The organism is Nitrospirillum pindoramense (genome assembly GCF_007827955.1).
GTDB lineage: Bacteria > Pseudomonadota > Alphaproteobacteria > Azospirillales > Azospirillaceae > Nitrospirillum > Nitrospirillum amazonense_B.
On record NZ_VITR01000011.1, the window covers coordinates 93,972 to 114,863 of the forward strand.

The 20,892-nt window shown below is 67.7% G+C and carries 15 protein-coding genes; 7 read left to right on the forward strand and 8 right to left on the reverse strand.

The features are described from left to right. Nucleotide 1: 1 nt before the first annotated feature. From FBZ90_RS18580 to FBZ90_RS18605, 6 genes are all read right to left on the reverse strand, one after another. Nucleotides 2–1,279 carry an MFS transporter gene (locus FBZ90_RS18580; RefSeq protein WP_145734477.1) on the reverse strand — a complete coding sequence of 426 codons (1,278 nt, stop codon included), beginning with the start codon at nucleotides 1,277–1,279 and terminating at the stop codon, nucleotides 2–4. Beyond that, on the reverse strand, nucleotides 1,276–2,547 hold the full coding sequence (locus FBZ90_RS18585; protein WP_211102156.1) for an arsenic transporter: 1,272 nt from the start codon (nucleotides 2,545–2,547) through the stop codon (nucleotides 1,276–1,278). Before FBZ90_RS18585 ends, FBZ90_RS18580 begins: the two co-directional genes overlap by 4 nt. Beyond that, a complete protein-coding gene (locus tag FBZ90_RS18590; protein ID WP_145734479.1) occupies nucleotides 2,525–3,208 on the reverse strand; it encodes a hypothetical protein in 684 nt (227 codons plus the stop codon). The genes FBZ90_RS18585 and FBZ90_RS18590 overlap by 23 nt, the downstream gene beginning before the upstream one ends. Nucleotides 3,209–3,270: 62 nt before the next feature. Then, entirely contained in the window at nucleotides 3,271–3,975 is a 705-nt protein-coding gene (locus FBZ90_RS18595) for a hypothetical protein (RefSeq protein ID WP_145734480.1), read from the reverse strand. An 86-nt stretch (nucleotides 3,976–4,061) separates the two neighbouring features. Then, entirely contained in the window at nucleotides 4,062–5,456 is a 1,395-nt protein-coding gene (locus FBZ90_RS18600) for a sigma-54-dependent transcriptional regulator (protein WP_145734481.1), read from the reverse strand. After that, nucleotides 5,441–6,910, reverse strand: coding sequence for a sensor histidine kinase (locus FBZ90_RS18605; protein WP_145734482.1), 1,470 nt, complete (start codon nucleotides 6,908–6,910; stop codon nucleotides 5,441–5,443). The genes FBZ90_RS18600 and FBZ90_RS18605 overlap by 16 nt, the downstream gene beginning before the upstream one ends. 195 nt (nucleotides 6,911–7,105) lie before the next feature. Here FBZ90_RS18605 and FBZ90_RS18610 point away from each other — a divergent pair, with 195 nt between their 5' ends. The 5 genes from FBZ90_RS18610 (at nucleotide 7,106) to FBZ90_RS18630 (ending at nucleotide 13,769) form a co-directional block, all read left to right on the forward strand. After that, a complete protein-coding gene (locus FBZ90_RS18610) occupies nucleotides 7,106–8,080 on the forward strand; it encodes a CobW family GTP-binding protein (RefSeq protein ID WP_145734483.1) in 975 nt (324 codons plus the stop codon). A 23-nt stretch (nucleotides 8,081–8,103) separates the two neighbouring features. Continuing rightward, entirely contained in the window at nucleotides 8,104–9,162 is a 1,059-nt protein-coding gene (locus FBZ90_RS18615; RefSeq protein WP_211102158.1) for a WD40 repeat domain-containing protein, read from the forward strand. Further along, on the forward strand, nucleotides 9,159–9,995 hold the full coding sequence (locus FBZ90_RS18620) for a HoxN/HupN/NixA family nickel/cobalt transporter (protein ID WP_145734484.1): 837 nt from the start codon (nucleotides 9,159–9,161) through the stop codon (nucleotides 9,993–9,995). The genes FBZ90_RS18615 and FBZ90_RS18620 overlap by 4 nt, the downstream gene beginning before the upstream one ends. 176 nt (nucleotides 9,996–10,171) lie before the next feature. Continuing rightward, nucleotides 10,172–12,313, forward strand: a complete 2,142-nt coding sequence (locus FBZ90_RS18625) for a TonB-dependent receptor (RefSeq protein ID WP_211102159.1) — start codon at nucleotides 10,172–10,174, stop codon at nucleotides 12,311–12,313. Further along, nucleotides 12,297–13,769, forward strand: coding sequence for a PepSY domain-containing protein (locus FBZ90_RS18630; protein WP_145734486.1), 1,473 nt, complete (start codon nucleotides 12,297–12,299; stop codon nucleotides 13,767–13,769). Before FBZ90_RS18625 ends, FBZ90_RS18630 begins: the two co-directional genes overlap by 17 nt. Nucleotides 13,770–13,817: 48 nt before the next feature. Here the strand turns inward: FBZ90_RS18630 and FBZ90_RS18635 are convergent, their stop codons facing one another. Together FBZ90_RS18635 and FBZ90_RS18640 are read right to left on the reverse strand one after the other, a co-directional pair. Then, a complete protein-coding gene (locus FBZ90_RS18635) occupies nucleotides 13,818–15,053 on the reverse strand; it encodes a methyl-accepting chemotaxis protein (protein ID WP_246130489.1) in 1,236 nt (411 codons plus the stop codon). A gap of 450 nt (nucleotides 15,054–15,503) precedes the next feature. Continuing rightward, nucleotides 15,504–16,487 (reverse strand): AraC-like ligand-binding domain-containing protein, encoded by a 984-nt coding sequence (locus FBZ90_RS18640; protein ID WP_186455907.1) that lies wholly within the window; start codon nucleotides 16,485–16,487, stop codon nucleotides 15,504–15,506. Nucleotides 16,488–16,764: 277 nt separating this feature from the next. On the opposite strand from FBZ90_RS18640, the gene FBZ90_RS18645 reads away from it, so the two are divergent. Further along, nucleotides 16,765–18,285 carry a carboxylesterase/lipase family protein gene (locus FBZ90_RS18645; protein ID WP_145734489.1) on the forward strand — a complete coding sequence of 507 codons (1,521 nt, stop codon included), beginning with the start codon at nucleotides 16,765–16,767 and terminating at the stop codon, nucleotides 18,283–18,285. A gap of 137 nt (nucleotides 18,286–18,422) precedes the next feature. Then, the gene (locus FBZ90_RS18650; RefSeq protein ID WP_211102160.1) at nucleotides 18,423–20,873 is read left to right on the forward strand and encodes a TonB-dependent receptor; all 2,451 of its coding nucleotides are present in this window, start codon (nucleotides 18,423–18,425) and stop codon (nucleotides 20,871–20,873) included. Nucleotides 20,874–20,892 lie beyond the last annotated feature (19 nt).

Consider the following 20,892-nt stretch of genomic DNA (forward strand, 5'->3'; position numbering starts at 1 on the left):
GTCACCCCGTTCGGGTGGGGGCGACCGCCAGCCGGGGGCCCGTTCGGCCGGCGGTTTCCGGGAACAGGGCCGTCAGCGCCATGACGGCCAGTCCCGCCGCCGCCCCCAGGCCCAGGAAGGCCCACGAATAGCCGAACCTGTCGACCACGGCGCCCGCCGCCAGGCCGCTGATGGCTCCGCCTATCCCCTGCGCCGACATGATGAGGCCCAGGGCCAGGTTGTAATGGCCGCTCTCCCGCGTCAGGTCGGCGACGATCAGGGGTGTCAGCACCCCGACCAGCCCGGCGCCGACGCCGTCCAGAAGCTGGACGCCGATCAGCCAGGCGGGGTTGTCGGATGCCAGGTAGAGGCAGGCGCGCAGGGGCAGCACGGCGAAGGCGATCAGCAGCACCGGCTTGCGTCCCCATTTCTCCGCGTAATGACCGGCCAGCAGCGCCATGGGCAGCATGACCAATTGGGCGGCGATGATGCAGGAGGACATCATGGCTGTCGCCCATTCCGGGTTGGCGTTGGCCAGCTTCTGACCCACCAGGGGCAGCAGGGGGGCGTTGGCGAAATGGAACAGCAGCCCGCAGCCGGCGAAGATCATCAGCGGCCGGCATCGGAGCAGGGCGCGTACGCTTCCCTGGGCCGGACGGGTGGCCTTCTCGTCACGGCCCTGGCCGTCCTGACCCCGGGCGCGCTGGTGGTCGATGGCCGCCGCCGGGATGGACAGCACCGCGATGATGGCCAGCACGGCGAAGAACGGCCCCAGCAGGAAGACCGACCGCTGGCCGAAAAGGTGACCCAGCACCCCGGCGGCCAGGGCGATGAAAACATTGCCGGCGTGGTCGAAGGCGCCGTTGCGCCCCATCCGCCCCGCCAACTGGGACCGGGCGTACAGCCCCAGGGTCAGTGCCGCAACGGCCGGCCCGAAGATGTCGCCCACCACCGCCAGCACGGTATTGGCCAGCAGGACGGGCCAGAACGTCGGCACGGCGAAGATGACGACGCTGCCGATGGCCAACACCGCCAGCGCGGCGGCCACCAGTTCCCGCTTGGCGCGGACGGCGTCGATCAGGGCGCCGGCCGGCCCCTGGGCGGCCAGGCCCAGCAGGCCGCTCACCATGGTCACCATGCCCACGGCGGATTGGCTCCAGCCCTGCTGGGTGACCAGGTAGACGTTCAGGAATGGCCCCAGGGCGCCGCGCACGTCGGCCAGCAGGAAGTTGAGGGCGTCCAGCGCGTTCAGGCCTTTGCACAGCCGTGCCACGCTGCCCCTTAAGGGCGTCGAAATCATAGGCGTGCTCCCAAGGAAAGCGCGGCCAGGGCCAGCAGCAGGGCCGGGAGGGTGACCACGGCACCCAGGCGCATGAAGCGCCAGGCGCTAATCTCCTCCCCCTCCCGCCGCAGCGCGGCCAGCCAGAGAAGTGTTGCCAGGGACCCGGTCACGGACAGGTTCGGCCCCAGGTTCAGGCCGATCAGCATCGCGCCCACCGTTGCGGCGGGCGGGGCCGCCAGGGCCACCACCGAGTTGGCCAGCAGCCCCGCCGGCAGGTTGTTGATCAGGTTGCAGAGGACGGCCACCACCAGGCCGACGCCCATCTGCCCCCCATCCAGTAGCCCCGCCCCGCCGGCCTGACCCAGCCGTTCCGCCAGCCGGTCCACGACGCTGGTCTGGCCCAGTGCGCGCACCATGATGAACAGGCCGGCGACCAGGGGCAGGGTGCTCCACGACAGGTGGCCAAGCAGGCGGGGCAGGGACCGCCGCTCCACCGCGCACAGCAGGGCGGCGGCCAGGGCCGCCACGCCGAACGTCGGTCCCCCCAGGGGGCGGCCGGCGGTGGAGGCCGCCACCAAGGTGACGGCGGCCACCGCCAGGGCATAAGCCGCGAGGCGGCCGCCCCTGGCCAGCGTCGGCACCGGTATGCGCCGGGCGATGGGGGCGGAGAGGGCGCGCCGCTGACTCAGGAAAAGCGCCAGAAACGTCGCCCCGATGGCCAAGGTCGACGGCAGGGCGAAACGGCCCAGCCAGTCGGTGAGCGGCGGCAGGTGCCCGCCATACATCACCAGGTTGGAGGGGTTGGAGATGGGCAGCAGGAAACTGGCGGCGTTGGCGACGAAGGCGCAGGCGAAAAGATAGGGCGCCGGGGTGGCGCCCGCAGCCCGGACCGCCGCATAGACGGCGGGGGTCAGGACCACGGCGGTGGCATCGTTGGACAGGAAGGCAGTCACCGCCACGCCGATCAGGAACATCTGGGTGAAAAGTCGCCCGCCCGATCCGCCCGCCCGGTTGACGGCGATGGCGGCCAACCAGTCGAAAAGCCCCTCCTGTCGGGCCAATTCGGCCAGCATCATCATGCCGATCAGGAACAGGTAGAGGTCGCTGCCTTCCGCGACGGCCCCCCAGGCCTGCCGCCACGGAACCAGCGCCGTGGCGACCAGGGTGGCGGCGCCCGCCATGGCCCATACGGCCTCAGGCAGGCGCCAGGGTCGGACGATGACGCCGCCGGTCGTAACGGCCGCCACCGTCCAAATCCCGCCCTCAACCAGCGTGACGGCCGGCATCGGCATCCCGCTGGTGGTCGGCCTTGGGACCCGGCTTGGGACTGGGCTTGAGCTTGCCTGGCTTCTCCTTGGCGGGTTGCAGATCCCGCAGCTCATCGGCGCTGGCGCCGATGGCCCGCGCCACCAGGACCGACCCCGCCGTGGTCATCACCCTCTCGCCGGCGGCGGCAAAGGGGGCGCCGATGTGTATCCCCTTGGCCAGCGGCTCCGTCTCGGCGGCGGCGAAACGCACCTGCTCGCCGCCATGGAGCAGGACGCCGCGCAACTCACCCTTGCCGCCATGCAACAGGCGCTCGATGCGGCCCGTGGTGGTGGCCGGTGTACGCTCCACCGCCGGCTGGGGCGGTGGCCTGTGGTTGGGCGAGGGTTGGTCTGACGGGGGGTGGTCTGGACCGTTGTCGGCGAAGCGCCGTCCATCGGGCAGATCCACCGCGACGGCGGCGACGACATTGCCGGCCCTGAGCTTCACGCCCCGTATGCCGACGGTCACGTCGTGGCTGCCGGTCAGGGCTGCGGCCACCGCGGCACCGACGTGGGGGGGCATGAGCACCTCCAGCCCGTCGCCCAACAGAAAGCCGTCAACCTCGCCCCGTGGGCTCAACAACAGCCGGGTCACGCGGCCGGGGATCACCGGCAGGTGTTCTGGGTCTATCCAATGCATGAGAGTCCTCACTTAGAAAGGGCCTTGTTCAGAAAGGGGGCGGCCAGAAAGGGGGCAGGGCGTCAAGGACGCGGGGGCGGCGGCGGAGCCGGCGGTTGCGGCGCCAGCGGCTCCAGGCGGTCCCGCGTGGCCCCCAGGGCCGTCACGTCCACAACCTTGCCGAACGGCGTCGTCAGGACGGGCCCTTCGGCCACGACCGGCTGGCCGGGCTCAAGCCGGGTGCCGCCGCGATAGGCTTCCGGCGGCAGCCGCAGCACGGTGCCGTCGTCCAGCAGCACGCCGTCGATCTCGCCCTCCGGTCCATGCAGGGGCATGCGCACCCGCCCGCTGGACAGGGTGGGGCCGCCCGACGCATCCACCCAGCGGCCGGGGCCCTCATCGGTGATGGTGATCTTCGACGTCTCATCGGTGATGGAAACGGCGCGCACCAGGGGCAACGCCGCGGCCCGCAGGCCATGCACGACCACGGTGCTGCCGGGGCGGACGGCGTAGGCGATCTGGCTGGACAGATGCGGCGGTGTCTTCACCTCCGTGCCGTCCGTCAGGATCAGGCCGTCGATGTCGCCCCGGGGCGTCTGGGTGAATTGACGGACGACGCCCTTGATCGATGGCAGCTGCGTCGCGTCGAAAACCGGGCCCACGCCCACGGCTTCCGCCAGCGGCGGCGGCGGAGGGCCCATCGGTGGGGCGACCTGGGCTTGACCCTGGGTTTGCAGCAGAAGAAGGGCGGTGCCGGCCAACAGGCCGAGGTTCCGAACGGTAAGCATCAGACTGACTCCTGGTTATGGGGACCAGGAGGGAATTGGCAAGCAGCGTGCCAGAAAGGACTCTTAATGTTTACAGATAGATAGGGTCACTGCTCCGACACGCTTGCGTCCGAATTTGAAACAGGCGCCGTTCGCTCTTCGGACGCTTCCAGGCCGTAGCGCTTCATCTTGGCGTACAGCAAAGGGCGGTGGATGCCCAGCAGCCGGGCCGCCTCCGCCCGGTTGCCGGCACAACGTTCCAACGCCCGGCGGATCATGGACTCCTCCAGCCTCGCCACGGCGGCGGGCAGGTCCTCCTCTAGCCCCCTTTCCGCGCTGTCCGGCATCGACCGGGCGCCCGCCCCCTCCAGAAAGCCGATGTCGGCGGCGGTGATCACCGGGCCGCGGACCAGCACCGCCAACCGTTCGACGACGTTGCGCAGCTCCCGGACATTGCCGGGCCAGCGATAGGCCACCAGGCGGGCGGCGGCATCGGCGTCCAGGGTCTTGTTTCCCGTCTTGTTCCCCGCTTGGGCCAGGAAGGATTCGACCAGGGGCAGGATGTCGGCCCGGCGCTCCCGCAAGGGCGGCAGATGGATGGGGACGACATGCAGGCGGTAAAACAAGTCCTCCCGGAAACCGCCCTCGCTCACCCGCTGGCGCAGGTCGCGGTGGGTGGCGGCCACCACCCGCACATCCACGGCCATGGGCTTGCCCCCGATGGGCGTGACCGAGCGTTCCTGCAAGGCGCGCAGGATTTTCGCCTGCAGGGCGAGGTCCATGTCGCCGATCTCATCTAGGAACAGCGTGCCCCCGTCGGCCTGGCGAAAGGCCCCCATCCTGTCGGCCGTGGCGCCGGTGAAGGCGCCTTTCACATGGCCGAACAACTCGCTCTCCATCAATTCCGAGGGGATGGCGGCGCAGTTGACGGCGACGAACGGCCGGGCGGCCCGGCTACCATGATCGTGCAGGGCGCGGGCGACCACCTCCTTGCCGGTGCCGGTTTCCCCGGTGATCAGCACGGTGGCGTCGCTGTCCACCAGCATGCCGATGGTCTTCTGCACGGCGCGCATGGCCTCGCACACGCCGATCAGGCCCTCCGCCGGGCTGGGGGTGGCGCCGCCGGGTGTTTCCCCGCCGCGGTTCAGGGCCAGCATGCCGTTCAGGGCCTGTGTCAACGCGGCCCGGCCGACGGGTTTGGTCAGGTGGTCGAACGCGCCCAGGCGCATGGCCTCGATGGTGTTGGCGGCGGTGGCGTGGGCCGTCAGCACCGTCACGGGCAGGGTGGTGAAGCGGTCGCGCACGCGGCGCAACACCTCCATCCCGTCCAGCCCCGGCATGCGCAGGTCCAGCACCATGGCGTCCACCGCCTCGTTCGCCAGGATGGCCAATGCCGCCTCGCCCGAGGGGGCGGGCCGCGCCGTATGACCGCAATCCCCCACCACCTCGCCCAGGGCGTCGCGCAGGGCGGCATCGTCATCGACAATCAGCACGGTTGCCATGGCAGCACCATTTCGAAGGTGGTTGCGCCGTCGTCGCGACGGAATCGGGCGATGCCGTCGTGGGCGACCGCGATTTCCCGGACGATGGACAGGCCCAGCCCCGTCCCTTCCGCCCGCCCGGTGACGAAGGGCTCAAACAGGTCGTCCCGCAGGGCGGGCGGCGGCCCGTCCCCCAGGTCCCGCACCGAAAGGACCAGGCGATCACCGGCGCGGTGGGCGCGAACCTGCACGGCGGTGCCCGCTGGCGCCGCCTGCACGGCGTTCAGGACCAGATTGTCCAGGGCCCGGCCCATCTGTTCGGGATCGAACCGGGCGCGTGGCGTGGCCGCCTCGGCGCTCAGCCGTATGCCCCGCGTCGCGGCCAGGTCGGCGTGCCGTTGCGCAAGGCTGTCCAGGAAGTCCGCCAGGGTGACCTCTTCCCGCTCCGGCACGTCCCGCTCGGTCACGCTGAGCAGCCGGCGCAGCAGCAGGTCCAGCCGGTCGATCTGATCGAGGATGGCGGTCAAGGCCTGCTCCCGCCGGCCGGCGTCGCCGGCCAGGGCGTTTTCCGCCTTCAGCTTCATGGCGGCGATGGGGTTGCGGATTTCGTGCGCCACGCCGGCGGTGATACGGCCGATGGCGGCCAGGCGCTGGCTGGCCGCCATCTCCCGCGCCATGCCCTCCGCCCGTTGGCGGGCCGCCGCCAGCCGGTCTCCCGCCTCGTTCAGGGCCCGGACGATGCGGTCCAGTTCCCGTTCCCCCGTCGCGGGCAGGCGGGGCAGGTCATTGACGTCATGGGCGGCCAGCGTCGCCTCGATCCGGGAGATATGGCGGGACCAGGTCATGGTCAGCTGGGTCAGCAGCACGACGGCGGCCAGCACGGTGGCCAGCAGCAGGCCGAGGCCGATCATCAGCTGCTGATAGCCATGCCCGCCCAGGGTCCGAACCCGGGTCATGGTCCAGGCCGTGAGGCCCGACAGCGGCCCGGGCAACGGGCAGGCGGACAGCAGCAGCACCTCGGTCGATCCGGCATAGCGGGCATTGACCGGGTGACCCTGGGCCAGGGCTGTCTCATTGACCGCCTGGATGCGCCCGGCTTCCGCCTGCGGCAGATCGGTCTTGGGGCCGGCGCCTTCGTAGGTGGGATAGGCATAGGCCAGCGATCCGTCGCCCTCCCGCCATAGTCCACCCTCGATCCCGGGATGGTCGCGCAACGCGCTTTGCACCACCGCCTCCAGTCCATCGCGGAAGGCGGACGCGCTGACGGAGGAGGCATGGTCATGCCAGCCGGCGGCATAGAACCGGAAGGCGCTGGCCTGCGCCTCGCAGGCGCGGCTGATTTCAGCCTCCATCTGTCCGACTTGGGCCGCGGTCGAGCGCTGGAACAGGCCGATCATCAGGACACCGATGGCGCAAGCCGCGATGACCACGATGGCGAGAAGCGCGAATAGGCGGGTGCGGAGGGATCGGAACACGGGGAGGGTGGGCTCGCAGTCCTTGGGGGCGGTGGTCCTGGGCGGTCAGCCGGGGGCCGGGGAAGAAACATAAAGGTAGGCCGGTGCGGCGCCGAAACCAGCGCCCCCGCAGGCCCGCGCCGGTCCGTTCAGGCATGGTTGAGTTTGCCGGTGAAATACGTTACGTTATAACATAACATTTCTTTGGAGCGTTCCATGGCCCCGGCCCCGTCCATTCCCGTCACCGTCCTGACCGGCTATCTCGGCGCCGGGAAGACCACGCTGCTGAACCGGATCCTCAGCGAGAACCACGGCCGTAAGTATGCGGTGATCGTCAATGAATTTGGTGAAATCGGCATCGACAACGACCTGGTGGTTGATGCCGACGAGGAAGTGTTCGAAATGAACAACGGGTGCATCTGCTGCACCGTCCGGGGCGACCTGATCCGCATCATCGAAGGCTTGATGAAACGCAAGGGCGGCTTCGACGCCATCATCATCGAGACCACGGGCCTCGCCGACCCCGCCCCCGTCGCGCAGACCTTCTTCGTGGATGAGGAGGTGCGCGCCCGCGTCAACCTGGACGCCATCGTCACCGTGGTGGATTGCCGCTATGTGCTGGCGCGGTTGGCGGACAGCCATGAGGCGGAAGAGCAGATCGCCTTCGCCGACGTCATCCTGCTCAACAAGACCGACCTGGTGACCGGCGAGCAGCTTCAGGAAGTGCGCCGGCGCATCCAGGCCATCAACAGCCAGGCGCGGCTGCATGAGACGCTGAACTGCGTCGTGCCCCTGCAGGAGGTGCTGGAACGCGGCGCCTTCGATCTCGACCGCATCCTGAAGATCGAACCCAATTTCCTGTCCGAGGACGACCACGAGCATGACGATTCGGTCGCCTCGGTGTCGCTGACCTCCAGCGTGCCCCTTCGGCCTGAGCGCTTCATTCCCTGGCTGCAGCAACTGACCATGGAACGGGGGCAGGATATCCTTCGCCTCAAGGGCATCCTGGCCTTCCCGGCGGAGGAGCAGCGCTATGTGGTCCAGGGTGTCCATATGCTGATCCAGGGAACGTACCAACGCGACTGGAAGCCGGATGAGCCCCGGACCAGCCGGCTGGTCTTCATCGGCCGGAACCTGGACGCGGCTGCCCTGCGCCAGGGGTTCGAGGCCTGCGCCGTTCCGGTCTCCTGATGCTGGGCGCCATGAACCTCGCCATGAACCTCGCCATGAACCCCAAGGCCGACACGCTGGTGAACCGGTGTGGCCGCCGCGTGTCGGTCGGTGCCGAGCCCACCGCCCTGCTGTGGTTGGGCGACATCCTCTTGGCGACGTTGGGCGATGGCAGCGTGCGGCGCCTGTCCCGTGGGACGGACACGGCCCTCTGGATGGCGCATCGCGGCGCCATTTTGAGCGCGTGCCTCCACCCCGATCGCTCTTCCATCATCACCGGCGGGGATGATGGCGCCGTCCAGCGGGTGACGGTCGATGGCCAGGTGGAGCAACTGGGCCATTTCGGGCGGCGCTGGGTGGAACACCTCATCGCCAGCCCGTCATCGGGCCTGATCGCGGCGGCGGCCGGGCGCGAGGTCGCCATTTGGGCCAAGGGGGCGGCCGAACCCTCCCACAGCTACACCGTCGGCTCCAGCGTCGGCGGCCTGGCCTTCGATGGCAAGGGCAAGCGCCTGGGCGTCGCGCATTACAACGGGGCCACCCTGTACTATGCCTCCTCCGCCACCGGGGGACAGGTGGCGCTGAACTGGGTGGGGTCCCACCTTGCCTGCGCCATGAGCCCGGACGGGCGCTATTTCATCACCGCCCTGCAGGAGACGGGCCTGCACGGTTGGCGACTGCCGGAGCGGCATGACATGCGCATGCCGGGATATGTCGCCAAGACCCGCAGCTTCTCCTGGGACCGGCGGGGCCGGTGGCTGGCGACCGGTGGCGCCCGGTCGGCCGTCCTATGGCCGTTCGAGGGCAAGACCGGTCCCATGGGCAGGGCGCCGCTGCTGCTGGCGGAAAGTCGACATGCCGTGGTCAGCCGTGTGGCCTTCCACCCGCGTGAGGACATTCTGGCGATCGGCTATGACGATGGGGCGGTCCTGCTGTCGCGCCCCGCCGATGATGGCGCGCTGGATGTCGATCTAACGGGCGCCCCTATCAAGGCGCTTTCCTGGAACGCCCAGGGCACGCGCCTGGCCTGGGGGGATGAGGACGGCCGCATCGGCATTCTCGATCTCGAGGCGCGCATGCCGCTGCCGGAAGCCCGTCCATGACCGACGCCCCCCTGACAGCCCCGGCCCTGGGCCTCATGTTCCTTCTGGGCTTGCGGCATGGCCTCGATCCCGACCATGTCGCCGTCATCGACAACATCGTCTTTCGTTCGGTCGATCAGCGGTCCAGCCTGTCGCGCTGGACGGGCACCTTGTTCGCGGTGGGCCACAATCTGGCCGTGGCGGGGGTGGCCCTTGGCGTCTCCTTGCTGGCTGGCCAACTGGTCCTGCCGGCCTGGTTTGCCACCGGGGTGGATATCGCCGTGTTCGCGCTGTTGGTCCTGGTGGGCACCTTGAACCTGATGGCGCTATGCCGTCGGCACGGCTACGTCCCGGTCGGGTGGCGCGCCAAAATTCTGCCGGTGTCGCTGCGCACCAATACCCACCCGCTGGCGGTCATCGTCACGGGCCTCATTTTTGGTCTGGTTTTCGACACGGCCACCCAGGCGGCCGCCTGGGGCGCTGCGGCGTCGACCCGGGGTGGGATCGCGGCGGTCGCGAGCATCATGATTGTTTTCGCAGCCGGAATGATCATCACGGACACGCTGGACAGCCAGATCGTCAGTCGGCTGCTGCGGTCACGCGACGCCACAGGGGCGGCCCCAGGGGTGGTCAAGGGGGCGGTGGTCCAGCGCTATCGCCGGGCGGTTGGCTGGCTGATCGTCGGCTTGTCCTACGCCATGGCGCTGGTCGACCTGCTGGAGATGACAGGCCATGGCATCGAGCTGGACGATGCCACCTTCACCTTCCTGGGGGTGGGGGCCGCGCTCGCCGTTGTCGCCTTGCTGGCGGGGCCCCGGTTCCGCGCGGTGGTCCGGTCCCGGACCAGTTCCTGAGCGACAGCGGCCAGATTTCCTTGAACCCACCTTGTGACCGTGGCTCTTGGGGCCACGGCATGGGGCGCTTACGACAAGAATGCCGACTGGGACGGATGGGAACCGCCCCGTCGGATAGACGCATGGGGATTGGTATGGGGCGTTTGAGAGGAATGCGGTGGGGCCGGTTCATGGCCATGTCGGCGCCGTTGGCCCTGGCGGTGGGCTGGAGCGGGTTTGCACATGCGCAGGAAGCGGCGGCGGACCAGCCGGTGGACGTCATCACCATTACCGCCGCCAAGACGCGGTCGTTGGAACAGTTCACCCCCACCGCCAGCCGCCTGGGGCTGAGCGCGCGGGAGACGCCGGCGACGCTGGATGTCATCGACAGCGACCAGATGATCGGGCGGGGCTTCGCCACCGTGGAGCAGGCGGCCGACAGCCTGCCGGGCGTCACCTCGGGCGGTTCACCCGGGGACCCCTCGTCCTTCGCCATGCGCGGGTTCACCGGCGACCAGATCACCGTGTTGCGCAACGGCCTGTACATCGGTCCGTCCGACATGACCAACCGGCCGCAAAACACCTTCAACCTCGCCAGTGTGGAAATCCTGAAGGGCCCGGCCTCGGTGCTGTATGGCCAGGGCGCCATTGGCGGCGTGGTCAACGTCGTCAACAAGGGCCCCAGCTTCGGCACGCCGGAGGTTGACCTGCTGGCCACGGTCGGCAGCTTCGGCACCACCAATCTGGGCGTGGGCGGCACCACCCATGTGGGGGACAAGCTGGCGGTGCGGCTGGATGTCAGCCGCACGGGCACCGATGGCTACGTGCACGGCGCGGGCGCCAATTCCACCAACGCCACCGCCTCCCTGGTCTGGCGCCCGGCGGAGACCTGGGAAATCCAGCTGACCCTGGACTATCTGCAGGACAACCCGTCCACCTATTTCGGCACGCCCCTGGTGCCGGCCAGCTTCGCGACCCGGCCGCTGAAGGGCGTCGTCTCCGCCAGCGATGGCCAGACGCTGGACCAGCGCATGCGCTATGTGAACTACAATGTCAGTGACGCCCGCATCCATGGGGAGCAGACATGGCCGCAACTGCTGGTGAAATGGACGCCGCGATCCGACCTGACGTTTGAGAATTTCGCTTATTACTTCCATGCCGACCGCCGGTGGATCGACGCGGAAACCTATCAGTTCAACAGCGCCACGCGCCTGATCGACCGTGACCGCTTCTTCGTCTTTCATAAGCAGGATCTGGTCGGCGACCAGGGCAGCGTGACCTATCAGGGTGATCTGTTCTCGCTGCCCAACAAGGTGGTGGCGGGCTTCGATTACAACCATCTGGATTTCGATCGCACCCGCGGTTTCCCGGACGGCGACAGCGTCGATCCCTTCAATCCCGACCCCGGCCTTTTCGGGGCCCTGAAGGGGAAGCACAGCCCGACCAAGTGGGACGACGCCTCCGCCTTTTTCGAGGACGTCCTGGACGTCACGCCGGCGTTGAAGCTGGTCACCGGCGGCCGTTTCGACGTGCTGGATCTGGACCGCAAGAATTATAATTTCGACGGCAGCTACAGCGCCGCCACCAGCTTCACCCGGACCTACCGGTCGGGCACCTGGCGCGTCGGCGCCGTTTACACCATCCAGGATGTCATCACCCCCTACGTTTCCTTCACCACGGGGCAGGACCCGGTGGGGTCCAATATCTTCGTCGCCAACGCGTCGGAGAATTTCGGACTGTCCCGGTCGCACCAGGTCGAGGTGGGGGTGAAGGCCAACACCCCGGACCATCGCGCCGATGCCACCTTGTCGCTGTACGACATCCTGCGGCAGAACATCCTGGTCCAGACGGGCGTGGATGTGCTGAGCGCCGCCGGCAGTCAGCGTTCCAAGGGTGTGGAGCTGGCCGGCAACCTGCGCCTGACCGATCATTGGACGATCAGCGCCAACACCGCCTTTACCGACACCCATTACGGCTATTTCGTCGACACCAACACCGGCCTGGACGACAGCGGGAAACAGCCGGCCAACATCCCGAAATGGACGGCCAACCTGTGGACCAGCGTGTCGGAGATCGGCGGCCTGCCCCTGGAGATCGGCGGCGGCCTCCGCTACATCGGCAAGCGTTACGCCAACGCCGCGAACACGGTCAGCCTGGACAGCTACACCCTGGTGGACATCTACGCCAGTTACCGCCTGTCCCCCGGCGTCATGCTGACGGGGCGCATCAACAATCTGTTCGACAAGGCCTACGCCCAGTGGGCGGACATCTATTATCCCTCCGAGGTCATGCTGGGCGCGCCGCGCAGCGCGGAGGTGGGCATTGTCGCCAAGTTCTGAGGCGCCGTTGGCGGCCAAACGCCCCTGGGGGGCGGGGGCTCTGCGGCAACTGGCCTGGTTCCACCGCTGGGCCGGCATCCTGCTCTGCCTGATGTTCGCGGTCTGGTTCGCCAGCGGCGCCGTGATGCTCTTCGTGCCCTTTCCGGCCCTGTCCGATGGGGCGCGGCGGGCGTCGTCGTCGCCAATCGACATGGGGGCCCTGGCGGTGCCGCCCGCCGCCGCGCTGGCCGGGGCGCCCGACGCCACCGGCTTGCGCCTCATCAACCGCGCCGGGCGCCCGACCTATGTCGTGACGGTACCGGGGCGGGGGGATCGGCTGGTCGTGGCGGACGAGGGGCCGGAGGCGGGACCGCTGACCCCTGGCCAGGCGGCGTTGGTGGCGTCCCGGTTCGCCGGCGCGGCGGTGGAGCGGGTGGAGGGGCCCTACCCCTATGACCAATGGATCGTCCACCAGCGTTTCGATTCCGGCCGGCCCTACTATCGCGTCGTTCTGGCGGACGGGGCGGGTACCTGGCTGTACGTTTCGGCCCTGACGGGGGAGGTGGCGCAGCGCGCCACGCGGGCCGAGCGCTTGTGGAACTGGTGCGGCGCCGTTCTGCATTGGGTCTATATCACCCCGCTGCGCCAGGACTGGGGCTTATGGAACCAGGTCGTCTGGTGGCTGTCGTTCAGCGCCGTGCTGACGACGATGGCCGGCCTTTGGCTGGGCATTCAGCGCACGGTGAAGGCGCGCCGTGGCCGGCGGGCCCGCTACACCCCGTTTCCGGGCTGGCTGGGCTGGCATCATCTGACGGGGCTGGTGGCGGGGACCTTCGTCGCCACCTGGATCATCAGCGGCTGGCTGTCCATGGACCATGGCCGGCTGTTTTCCACCGGCGAGGCGCCGGCCAATCGTGTGGCGGCGATGCGGGGCGGGGCCCTGCCCACGGCCGTCGCGGCCTTATCTCTTGCCGACCTGCGTCTGCTCGCGCCGGCGGCGGAAGTCGACTTCGCCATCATCGCGGGCCATGGGGTGGCGGTCGCCCATGGTTCCGGCGCGCCGCGGGTGTTGATGGCGGGGGGCCGGCCGGCGTCGACCTTGCCCCCGGATTTGCTGACCCAGGCCGTTCGCGCCGCCTGGCCCGACGCGGCCGAGGGCGCCACGCCGGGGGCCGACGACCTCTACCTGTTGGCGGAGGGCCTGCCACCCGGGATACGGCGGTTCAGCACCCAGGCCCCGATGCGCGCGGACATCTATGTCGATGCCTTGACCGGGCGTGTCGGCGCCGTGATGGACGACAGCCGCAAGGCTTATGCCTGGCTGTACTATGCGCTGCACACCTTCGCCGTTCCCGGGCTGGCCAGCCGGCCGGTCCTGCGCGCCGCCGTGCAACTGGCCCTGCTCAGCCTAGGGCTGGCTTTCAGCGTGACCGGGATCGTCGTCGGCTTGCGCCGCCTGCGCCGACGCCTGGGGTAAAGCGGCGGCGGGGGACGGCTGTTCAGCCGCCCTCCGCCCGCCCCTGTGTCAGCGAACCAGTACCTGGGCCGCTTCCTTGGTCTTGTCCACCGCCGCCGCCACTTGGCCGATGGCGGCGGAGATGGCGGTGACGCTGGCGGTCACGGTGGAAACGTCGGCGGATGCGCTTTGCATGTTGGTCGACATGCTGCGGGTCACGGCACTTTGCTCTTCGACGGCCGCCGCCGTGCCCGAGACATGCTCACGGACGGTGGACACCGCCTCGCGGATGGCGGCCAGGGCGGCGGCCACCTCGGTCGAGGTCGACTGTATGCCCTCGATCTCGCCGGAGATTTGCTCGGTCGCCTTGGCCGACTGGTTGGCCAGGTTCTTCACCTCGCTGGCCACGACGGCGAAACCCTTGCCGGCCTCACCCGCGCGCGCCGCCTCGATGGTGGCGTTCAGCGCCAGCAGGTTGATCTGGCCCGCGATGTTGTTGATCAGCCCGACGATGCCGTTCATGGCCTGCGCGGCGGCCGCCAGCCGGTCGGTGCTTTCGCCCACCGTGACGGTGCGGTCGAACGCGGTATCGGTGGCGACCCGGGCGCGGGACATGCTTTGCGAGATTTCGCCGATGGACGCGGCCAATTCCTCGGCGCTGGCGGCCACCATCTGCACGCTGTTGGCCGTGGTGCCGGCGGCGGCACCGGCGGACGCGGACTCGCGCGTCGACTGTCCCAGCGCCCGTTCGATCTCACCGAAGTTCTGGTCGATCAGAACCTTCAGGTTGCCGAGAAGGTTGACCTGGGCCGTCACGTCCACCGCGAACTTGACCACCTTGGTCACCCGACCCTTCTCATCGAAGATCGGGTTGTAGGCGCCTTCGATCCAGACGGCCTTGCCGGATTTGGCGATGCGCCTAAATTGGGCGGCCTTGTATTCGCCCCGCTTCAGCGTGTCCCAGAACTGGGCGTATTCGCTGCTGGTGCTGTAGTCTTTTTCCACGAACATCCGGTGATGCTTGCCCACCACCTCGTCCAGGCGATAGCCCATCACATTCAGGAAATTGTCGTTGGCCTTGGTGATGATGCCATCGGTGGTGAACTCAATGACCGCCTGCGACCGTTTGATGGCCGACATCTGGTTGGCGTAGTCCAGGTTCTCCAGCCGCTCCTTGGCGTCCGACCATTCCACGACGAAGCCGATGCGCCGCCCATCCTCGGTCAACGGGGTGACCAGCAGGTCGAACTGATGTTCCGCCACCTTGATGGTCGCCGAATACGGCTTGGTTAATTTCGCCAGCATGCCGCGCTGATGCGCTGGATTCTTATGAAATATATCAATGTTGCTGCCAACTAGTTTGTCGACATTAAATAATGGCAGCTCTTTGCGTAAATCAGCCTGGACCTCACGCAGTAATGTAACAACGGAAGGGTTTACATAAACGATGTTCAGGTTCTCATCCGCCACCATGACCTTTGCCCGCAGGGCGTCAATGGCGGATACCTTTCTGGTGAGGGCCTTATCTTTGCTCTTAAAATTAAACATCTATCCTATCCTTCCGTGTGGATGCGCAATAAATGCCATGCTGATGCTAAATTTCAGTTAATAGACGATCCGTATCATTTATATTCTTTTGCATATGGTAAGGGTCGTTGGCCAGGAAAAATCCCAAACCAACCTTGTGAATTAAGCGGGATGGCGCCATCGGTCGGTTGTTCCCAGCCCCCGGGGCGCGATGTTCATCGGGATAGGTCAGTGGCTGGCCCGGTAGGAGCGCGGGCTGATGCCGAAGTGGGCGCGGAAACTGCGGCTGAAGTGGGACAGGTCGTTGAAACCGACATCATAGGCGATGTCGCTGATGCTGGCGCCAGAGGCATCCCGCCGTGACCGCAGGGTGGTGGCCGCCAGGTCCAGGCGCCGGGCCAGGATATAGGCCGTGGCGGTGGTGCCCAGGCTGGCGAAGGCCATCTGTACATAGCGGGGGGAAATGCCCAGGGCCGCGGCCACCTGGGCGCTGTTCAGTCCCGGATCGCGCAGGTTGGCGTCCACATAGCCCCGTACCTGTCGCGTCCAGTGCGATAGCGCCCCATGGGTGGGGGTACCGTCCATGGCGGCCCCTGATCCGTTCCCGGTCGTACCGGCGATGGTGTCGGATCGGTAGGCCAGGGCCAGAACATCCAACAGGATGTCCGCCACGGCGCCGGTCCAGCCGGGTTCACCGGGCAGGTCGGGTTGGGGGGCCAGGGATCGCAGCATGGACAAAAGCATCCTGGATTCCGGCCGCTCCGCCCCCATGCGCATGCCGACAAGACGATCGGGGTCCGGTACCCGCCGGGTCAGCAACGACTGGGGCAGCTTCACCACCAGCATCTGGTTGGTCTCGGCAAAGGTGATCGAATAGGGGCTGCGGCTATCGCACAGGGTCCAATCCCCCTCGCTCAGTACGGCTTCGCGTCCGCCTTGCCGGTTCAGACTACTGCCCCGATGCTGCGCATGGATCTTGAAATAGGGCTCTTCCGGTTGCTGGGGCCGGCCCTGGGGCAGTCGGCAGACGGTGGCCGGCCCCGAGTGGACATAGGCGAAGTCCAACTGCCCCAAGGGTTGGCGCACCAGATGGGCGCTGAAGTCATCCTCACCGGGATCGACGGCGACATTGGGAAAAGCCTGGCTGACGATGTCGTTCCAATGATGGCGGCGCCGCGCCGGGGCGACGCCGTCCACGGAAAAGCGCTCCATGAGGCCCATGGTCCTTTTTCCTCCCTGCTTTTTCCGCGCCGTGGTCCGGGCGATGCCCGGCCCCACGCCTTCGTTCTTCTGGTGCTAGCATAAACTCAACTGTTATTGCCCACAACAATTCATGGACCCATGAAATCGACCGGCGAATGGGCGGGCGACTTCGCCTGGCGCCAAATTCCTTTCGCTCCCATCCAAGAAGTTTGGCCAGTGCGCATGCTTAGCTTCGCCACCGTCCCCACCGGATCGGCAAGGGCGACGGGAATGAAGGGGGGGCGGAATGGCGCTGGACGAGGTGGACACCCTGCGTGTCCGAACGGAACAGGGGGATGTCCACGGCGTCATCGACGCCGGTGTCCGCATGTGGCGGGGCATTCCCTATGCGGCCCCGCCCACCGGCCCCTGGCGCTTCCGGGCGCCCCAACCTGTCCAGCCCCATGGGGACATGCTTGTCGCGGATGCCTCCGGGGCCATCCCCATGCAGCGGCGCGGGTTTGAGTTCATGGGTGGCGCCGGTGAGGCCACACCCATGTCCGAGGATTGCCTGACCCTGAACATCTCCGCCCCCGTGCCGGTGTCGGGCTCGCCCCGCCCGGTGGTGGTCTGGCTTTACGGCGGGGCATTTGCCTTGGGCGGCTCACGCGGTGCGCTTTATCAGGGCGACCGTCTGGTGAAGGATGGCGATGTCATCTTCGTCAGTCTCAATTACCGGCTCGGCGTGTTCGGTTTCACCAACTTCAGCGCCTGGTCGACGCCGGATCAGCCGCTGGAGAGCAATCTTGGCCTGCGCGACCAGGTCGCCGCTCTGGCATGGGTAAGGCGCAACATCGCTGCCTTCGGCGGGGACCCGGACAATGTGACCCTGGTCGGCCATTCGGCGGGCGCCATGTCGGTGCTGTGCCTGATGTGCGCGCCGTCGGCGGCCGGCCTGTTCCACCGCGCCTTCGCGATGAGCCCGGCAGCCAGTTGCATCCTTGGCCAGTCGCGCCATACGGCGCTGGCGCGCGACCTGCTGATCGCGTTGGGCATCGATATCGCCGACAGGGGCGTGGGCCGGGCCTTGCGCCAGCTGCCGGCCGACCGGCTGGTCGAGGCGTCCTTCCGCTTGTTCTATGATGAGGCGCCGGACAAGCACCCCGGCGTGCTGGCCATGTCGCCGGTCGTCGACGGCGATTTCCTGCCGCTGCATCCGGTTGACGCGTTCCGTACCGGCGCCGCCCACCGCGTGCCGCTGGTCATCGGCACCATGGCCCGCGAGGCGGCCATCCTGGACAAGGGGCTGCCACTGCTGCCCAGCCGGGTGGCGCGGTTGGAGGCCATGTTCCAGGCGACGGAACCGGCGGTGCGTGACCGCGTCGCCGCCGCCTATGACGGATATCCCTCCCGCCGGGCGGCAATCGACATGGGCGGCGACTTCGTCTTCTGGGCGCCATCGGTCCAGATGGCGCAGGCGCACGCGGCCTTCACCGATACCTGGATGTACCGCATCGACTATGCCACCCCGTTGACGCGACTGGTGTTCGGGGGCGCCACGCACGCGCTGGACCTGCCCTTGCTGTTCGGCACCACGGGGGAGGGTGACCTGGGCCGCTTCGACCTGTTCCGCCGCCGCCTTTCCCGACAGGTCAGCCGCCGCTTTCAGGACGCCTTCCTGGATTTCGCGGAAGGCGGGTCGCCCGGCTGGCCGACCTATGACCCGCAAACGCGCCGGACGCGGATCATCGACCGGGTGGATCGCGAAGAGCGTGATCCGAACGCCGCGCGGCGCAAGGCGTGGGGGGATTATCGCGGGCCGCAATGACGGCCGGACATTTCCCTTCGCCTGGCGTCAAATCCCCTTCGCTCCCTTCCAAGATCCGGACGCGTATCCCGTGTTTCCCTGTCGTCATCGGTAACCGGGCCACGCTCAAGGCCCGGACTGGAACGGGAGGCGACAGGATGGCGATGAATAAAGGGCGTAAGCCCGCTCTATGGCGGTTGGGTCTATTGGCCGGGGTGTCGGCGGCGGTGTTGTCGCCGCCGACCTTGGCGGCGGAGAAGGCCGCCGCCCAGGACCAGATCCAGGAAGTGATCATCACCGCGCAAAAGCGCGCGGAAAACGTCCAGGACGTTCCCATCGCGGTTTCCACCTTCTCCGCCGAGGCCCTTCAGGGCAAGGGCATCGACGATGTCCAGCGCATCGGCGGCCTGGCGCCCAATGTCACGCTGGACGCGGGCTCACCCTTCTCCGGTTCCACCTCGGTTCTGTCGGCATCCATCCGCGGCATCGGCCAGGATGACTTCGCCTTCAACCTGGACCCCGGCGTCGGCGTCTATGTCGACGGCATCTATCTGGCGCGCACGGTCGGCGCCAACAGCGACCTGATGGATGTCGACCATATCGAGGTGCTGAAGGGCCCGCAGGGCACGCTGTTCGGCCGCAATACCATCGGCGGCGCCATCAGCATCGTCACCCGCCAGCCGGCGGAGGACTATCACGCCACGGCCTCCATCACCGGCGGCAGCCTGAACCGCATCGATGTCGGGGCCTCGGCCGATATTCCGCTCAGCGATACCTTGTTCAGCACCATCACCGTCTCTTCCAAGCGGCGGGATGGCTATCAGCAGGTGGTGCCCTATCCTGGTGCCGCCGGAACGGTGACCGACACGGCGCCGTTCTCGCGCTCCGGCTCCGGCACCTCGGACACCCAGGGCGGGCAGAACAGCCAGACCGTGCGCGCCAAGCTGTTCTGGAAGGGGCCGGGTCGCGTCACCGACACCCTGGTCGCCGACTACACCCAGGAAGACCAGTCGGCCACGCCCAACAGCCTGCTGGGCACGGTGACGGGCGGCGGCCTGTCCGCCCTGTACAACGCCTGCGTCACCCTGCCGGTGGCCACGCTCAACGCCATCAGCGGCGTGGGCGGCAATCCCAACTTCACCAATCTGTGCACCGTGCCCCGCGCGGTGGTGGGCACGGCGCTGACCACGGGGCCGCGCCTGACCTTCGGCAACCAGTTCCTGACGGGCGATATCGACAAGACCTACGGCAACGGGCTCAGCTTCTCCCGCCTGCAATCCTATGGCGTCGCCAACACGCTGGACTGGGAATTGGGCGAGGATCTGGACCTCAAGTCCATCACCGCCTATCGCCGCCTGCTGTGGCGGACGGGCATGGACGCCGACGGCTCCCCCCTGACCATCGCGGAGCTGTCGTTCAGCATGGACCAGCACCAGACGTCGCAGGAATTCCAGCTGACGGGCAAGGCGTTCGACGGCCGGCTGCATTTCGTCAACGGCCTCTATTTCTTCAATGAGGGCGGCAACCTGCACGACTACGTCACCTTCGACGAGGGGCTGCTGCAGCTGGACGGTCCCAACAATCTGGATACGACCTCGGTCGCCGCCTACAGCCACCTGAACTATCAGCTGACCGACCGCATCGGCCTGACCCTGGGCGGTCGCTACACCTGGGAACATAAGACCTTCGAGGGCTTCCAGTCCGACCTGAACGGCCTGAACTACAAGATTTCCGGCTGCTATCCGGTGTCGGAGGCCTGCCGCGCGGCCCTGGGCTTCCCGGTGGCGGGGCAGCCGCTGCGCTATTACCCCGCCGGCGTCAACACCAAGGACTTTTACATCTTCACGCCCCGGCTGGGGGCCGAGTACCACCTGACCGACGACGTCATGGCCTACACCTCGTGGTCCAAGGGCTTCAAGTCGGGCAGCTGGACCACGCGCCTGTCCAACCCCCTCGGCACCGCCCCTGGCTTCGGCCCGGAAAAGGCGGAAACCGTGGAACTGGGTGTGAAGTCGGAACTGCTGGACCGGCACCTGCGGCTCAACGTGGCCGGCTTCCACACCGACTACACCGGCATCCAGCTGAACTTCCAGGAAGGCGTTTCCCCCACCCTGCATAATGCCGGCGACGCCGAGATCTGGGGCGGGGAGGTGGAGGCCCAGGCCGTGCTGGGTGGCGGCTTCACCCTGGACGGCACGCTGGGCTATCTGCATGCCCGTTACACCAGCGTCGATCCCCGGGTGGTGGGCGTCACCCTGGACAGCCGCCTGCCCAAGACGCCGGACCTGAAGTTCAGCATCAGCCCGGCCTACACCGCGGACCTCGCCAACGGCGCCAGCCTGCGGTTCACCGTCGACTACACCCACACCAACCCGATGTACAACGACACCGCCAACACCGCGCTGCTGGAACGGCAATCGACCAACGTGGTGAACGCCTCCGTCACCTACACCACGGCGGATGAGCGCTGGCAGGCCACCGTGGGCGGCAGCAACATCACCAACGACCGCTACCTGACCACCGGCAACGAGAACGACGCCGCCGGCGTCATCTTCGGCACCTACAGCCCGCCGGCCCAGTGGTACGCGACGCTCAAGTACAAATACTGAGCCAGAACAGGACCATCCG

Coding starts and splice junctions, on each gene's coding strand:
- FBZ90_RS18620 (WP_145734484.1), top strand. CDS start 9,159: ATGACCGACGCCCCCCTGACAGCCCCGGCCCTGGGCCTCATGTTCCTT.
- FBZ90_RS18580 (WP_145734477.1), bottom strand. CDS start 1,279: ATGATTTCGACGCCCTTAAGGGGCAGCGTGGCACGGCTGTGCAAAGGC.
- FBZ90_RS18590 (WP_145734479.1), bottom strand. CDS start 3,208: ATGCATTGGATAGACCCAGAACACCTGCCGGTGATCCCCGGCCGCGTG.
- FBZ90_RS18635 (WP_246130489.1), bottom strand. CDS start 15,053: ATGCTGGCGAAATTAACCAAGCCGTATTCGGCGACCATCAAGGTGGCG.
- FBZ90_RS18595 (WP_145734480.1), bottom strand. CDS start 3,975: ATGCTTACCGTTCGGAACCTCGGCCTGTTGGCCGGCACCGCCCTTCTT.
- FBZ90_RS18615 (WP_211102158.1), top strand. CDS start 8,104: ATGAACCTCGCCATGAACCCCAAGGCCGACACGCTGGTGAACCGGTGT.
- FBZ90_RS18625 (WP_211102159.1), top strand. CDS start 10,172: ATGTCGGCGCCGTTGGCCCTGGCGGTGGGCTGGAGCGGGTTTGCACAT.
- FBZ90_RS18585 (WP_211102156.1), bottom strand. CDS start 2,547: ATGCCGGCCGTCACGCTGGTTGAGGGCGGGATTTGGACGGTGGCGGCC.
- FBZ90_RS18650 (WP_211102160.1), top strand. CDS start 18,423: ATGGCGATGAATAAAGGGCGTAAGCCCGCTCTATGGCGGTTGGGTCTA.
- FBZ90_RS18640 (WP_186455907.1), bottom strand. CDS start 16,487: ATGGAGCGCTTTTCCGTGGACGGCGTCGCCCCGGCGCGGCGCCGCCAT.
- FBZ90_RS18610 (WP_145734483.1), top strand. CDS start 7,106: ATGGCCCCGGCCCCGTCCATTCCCGTCACCGTCCTGACCGGCTATCTC.
- FBZ90_RS18645 (WP_145734489.1), top strand. CDS start 16,765: ATGGCGCTGGACGAGGTGGACACCCTGCGTGTCCGAACGGAACAGGGG.
- FBZ90_RS18600 (WP_145734481.1), bottom strand. CDS start 5,456: ATGGCAACCGTGCTGATTGTCGATGACGATGCCGCCCTGCGCGACGCC.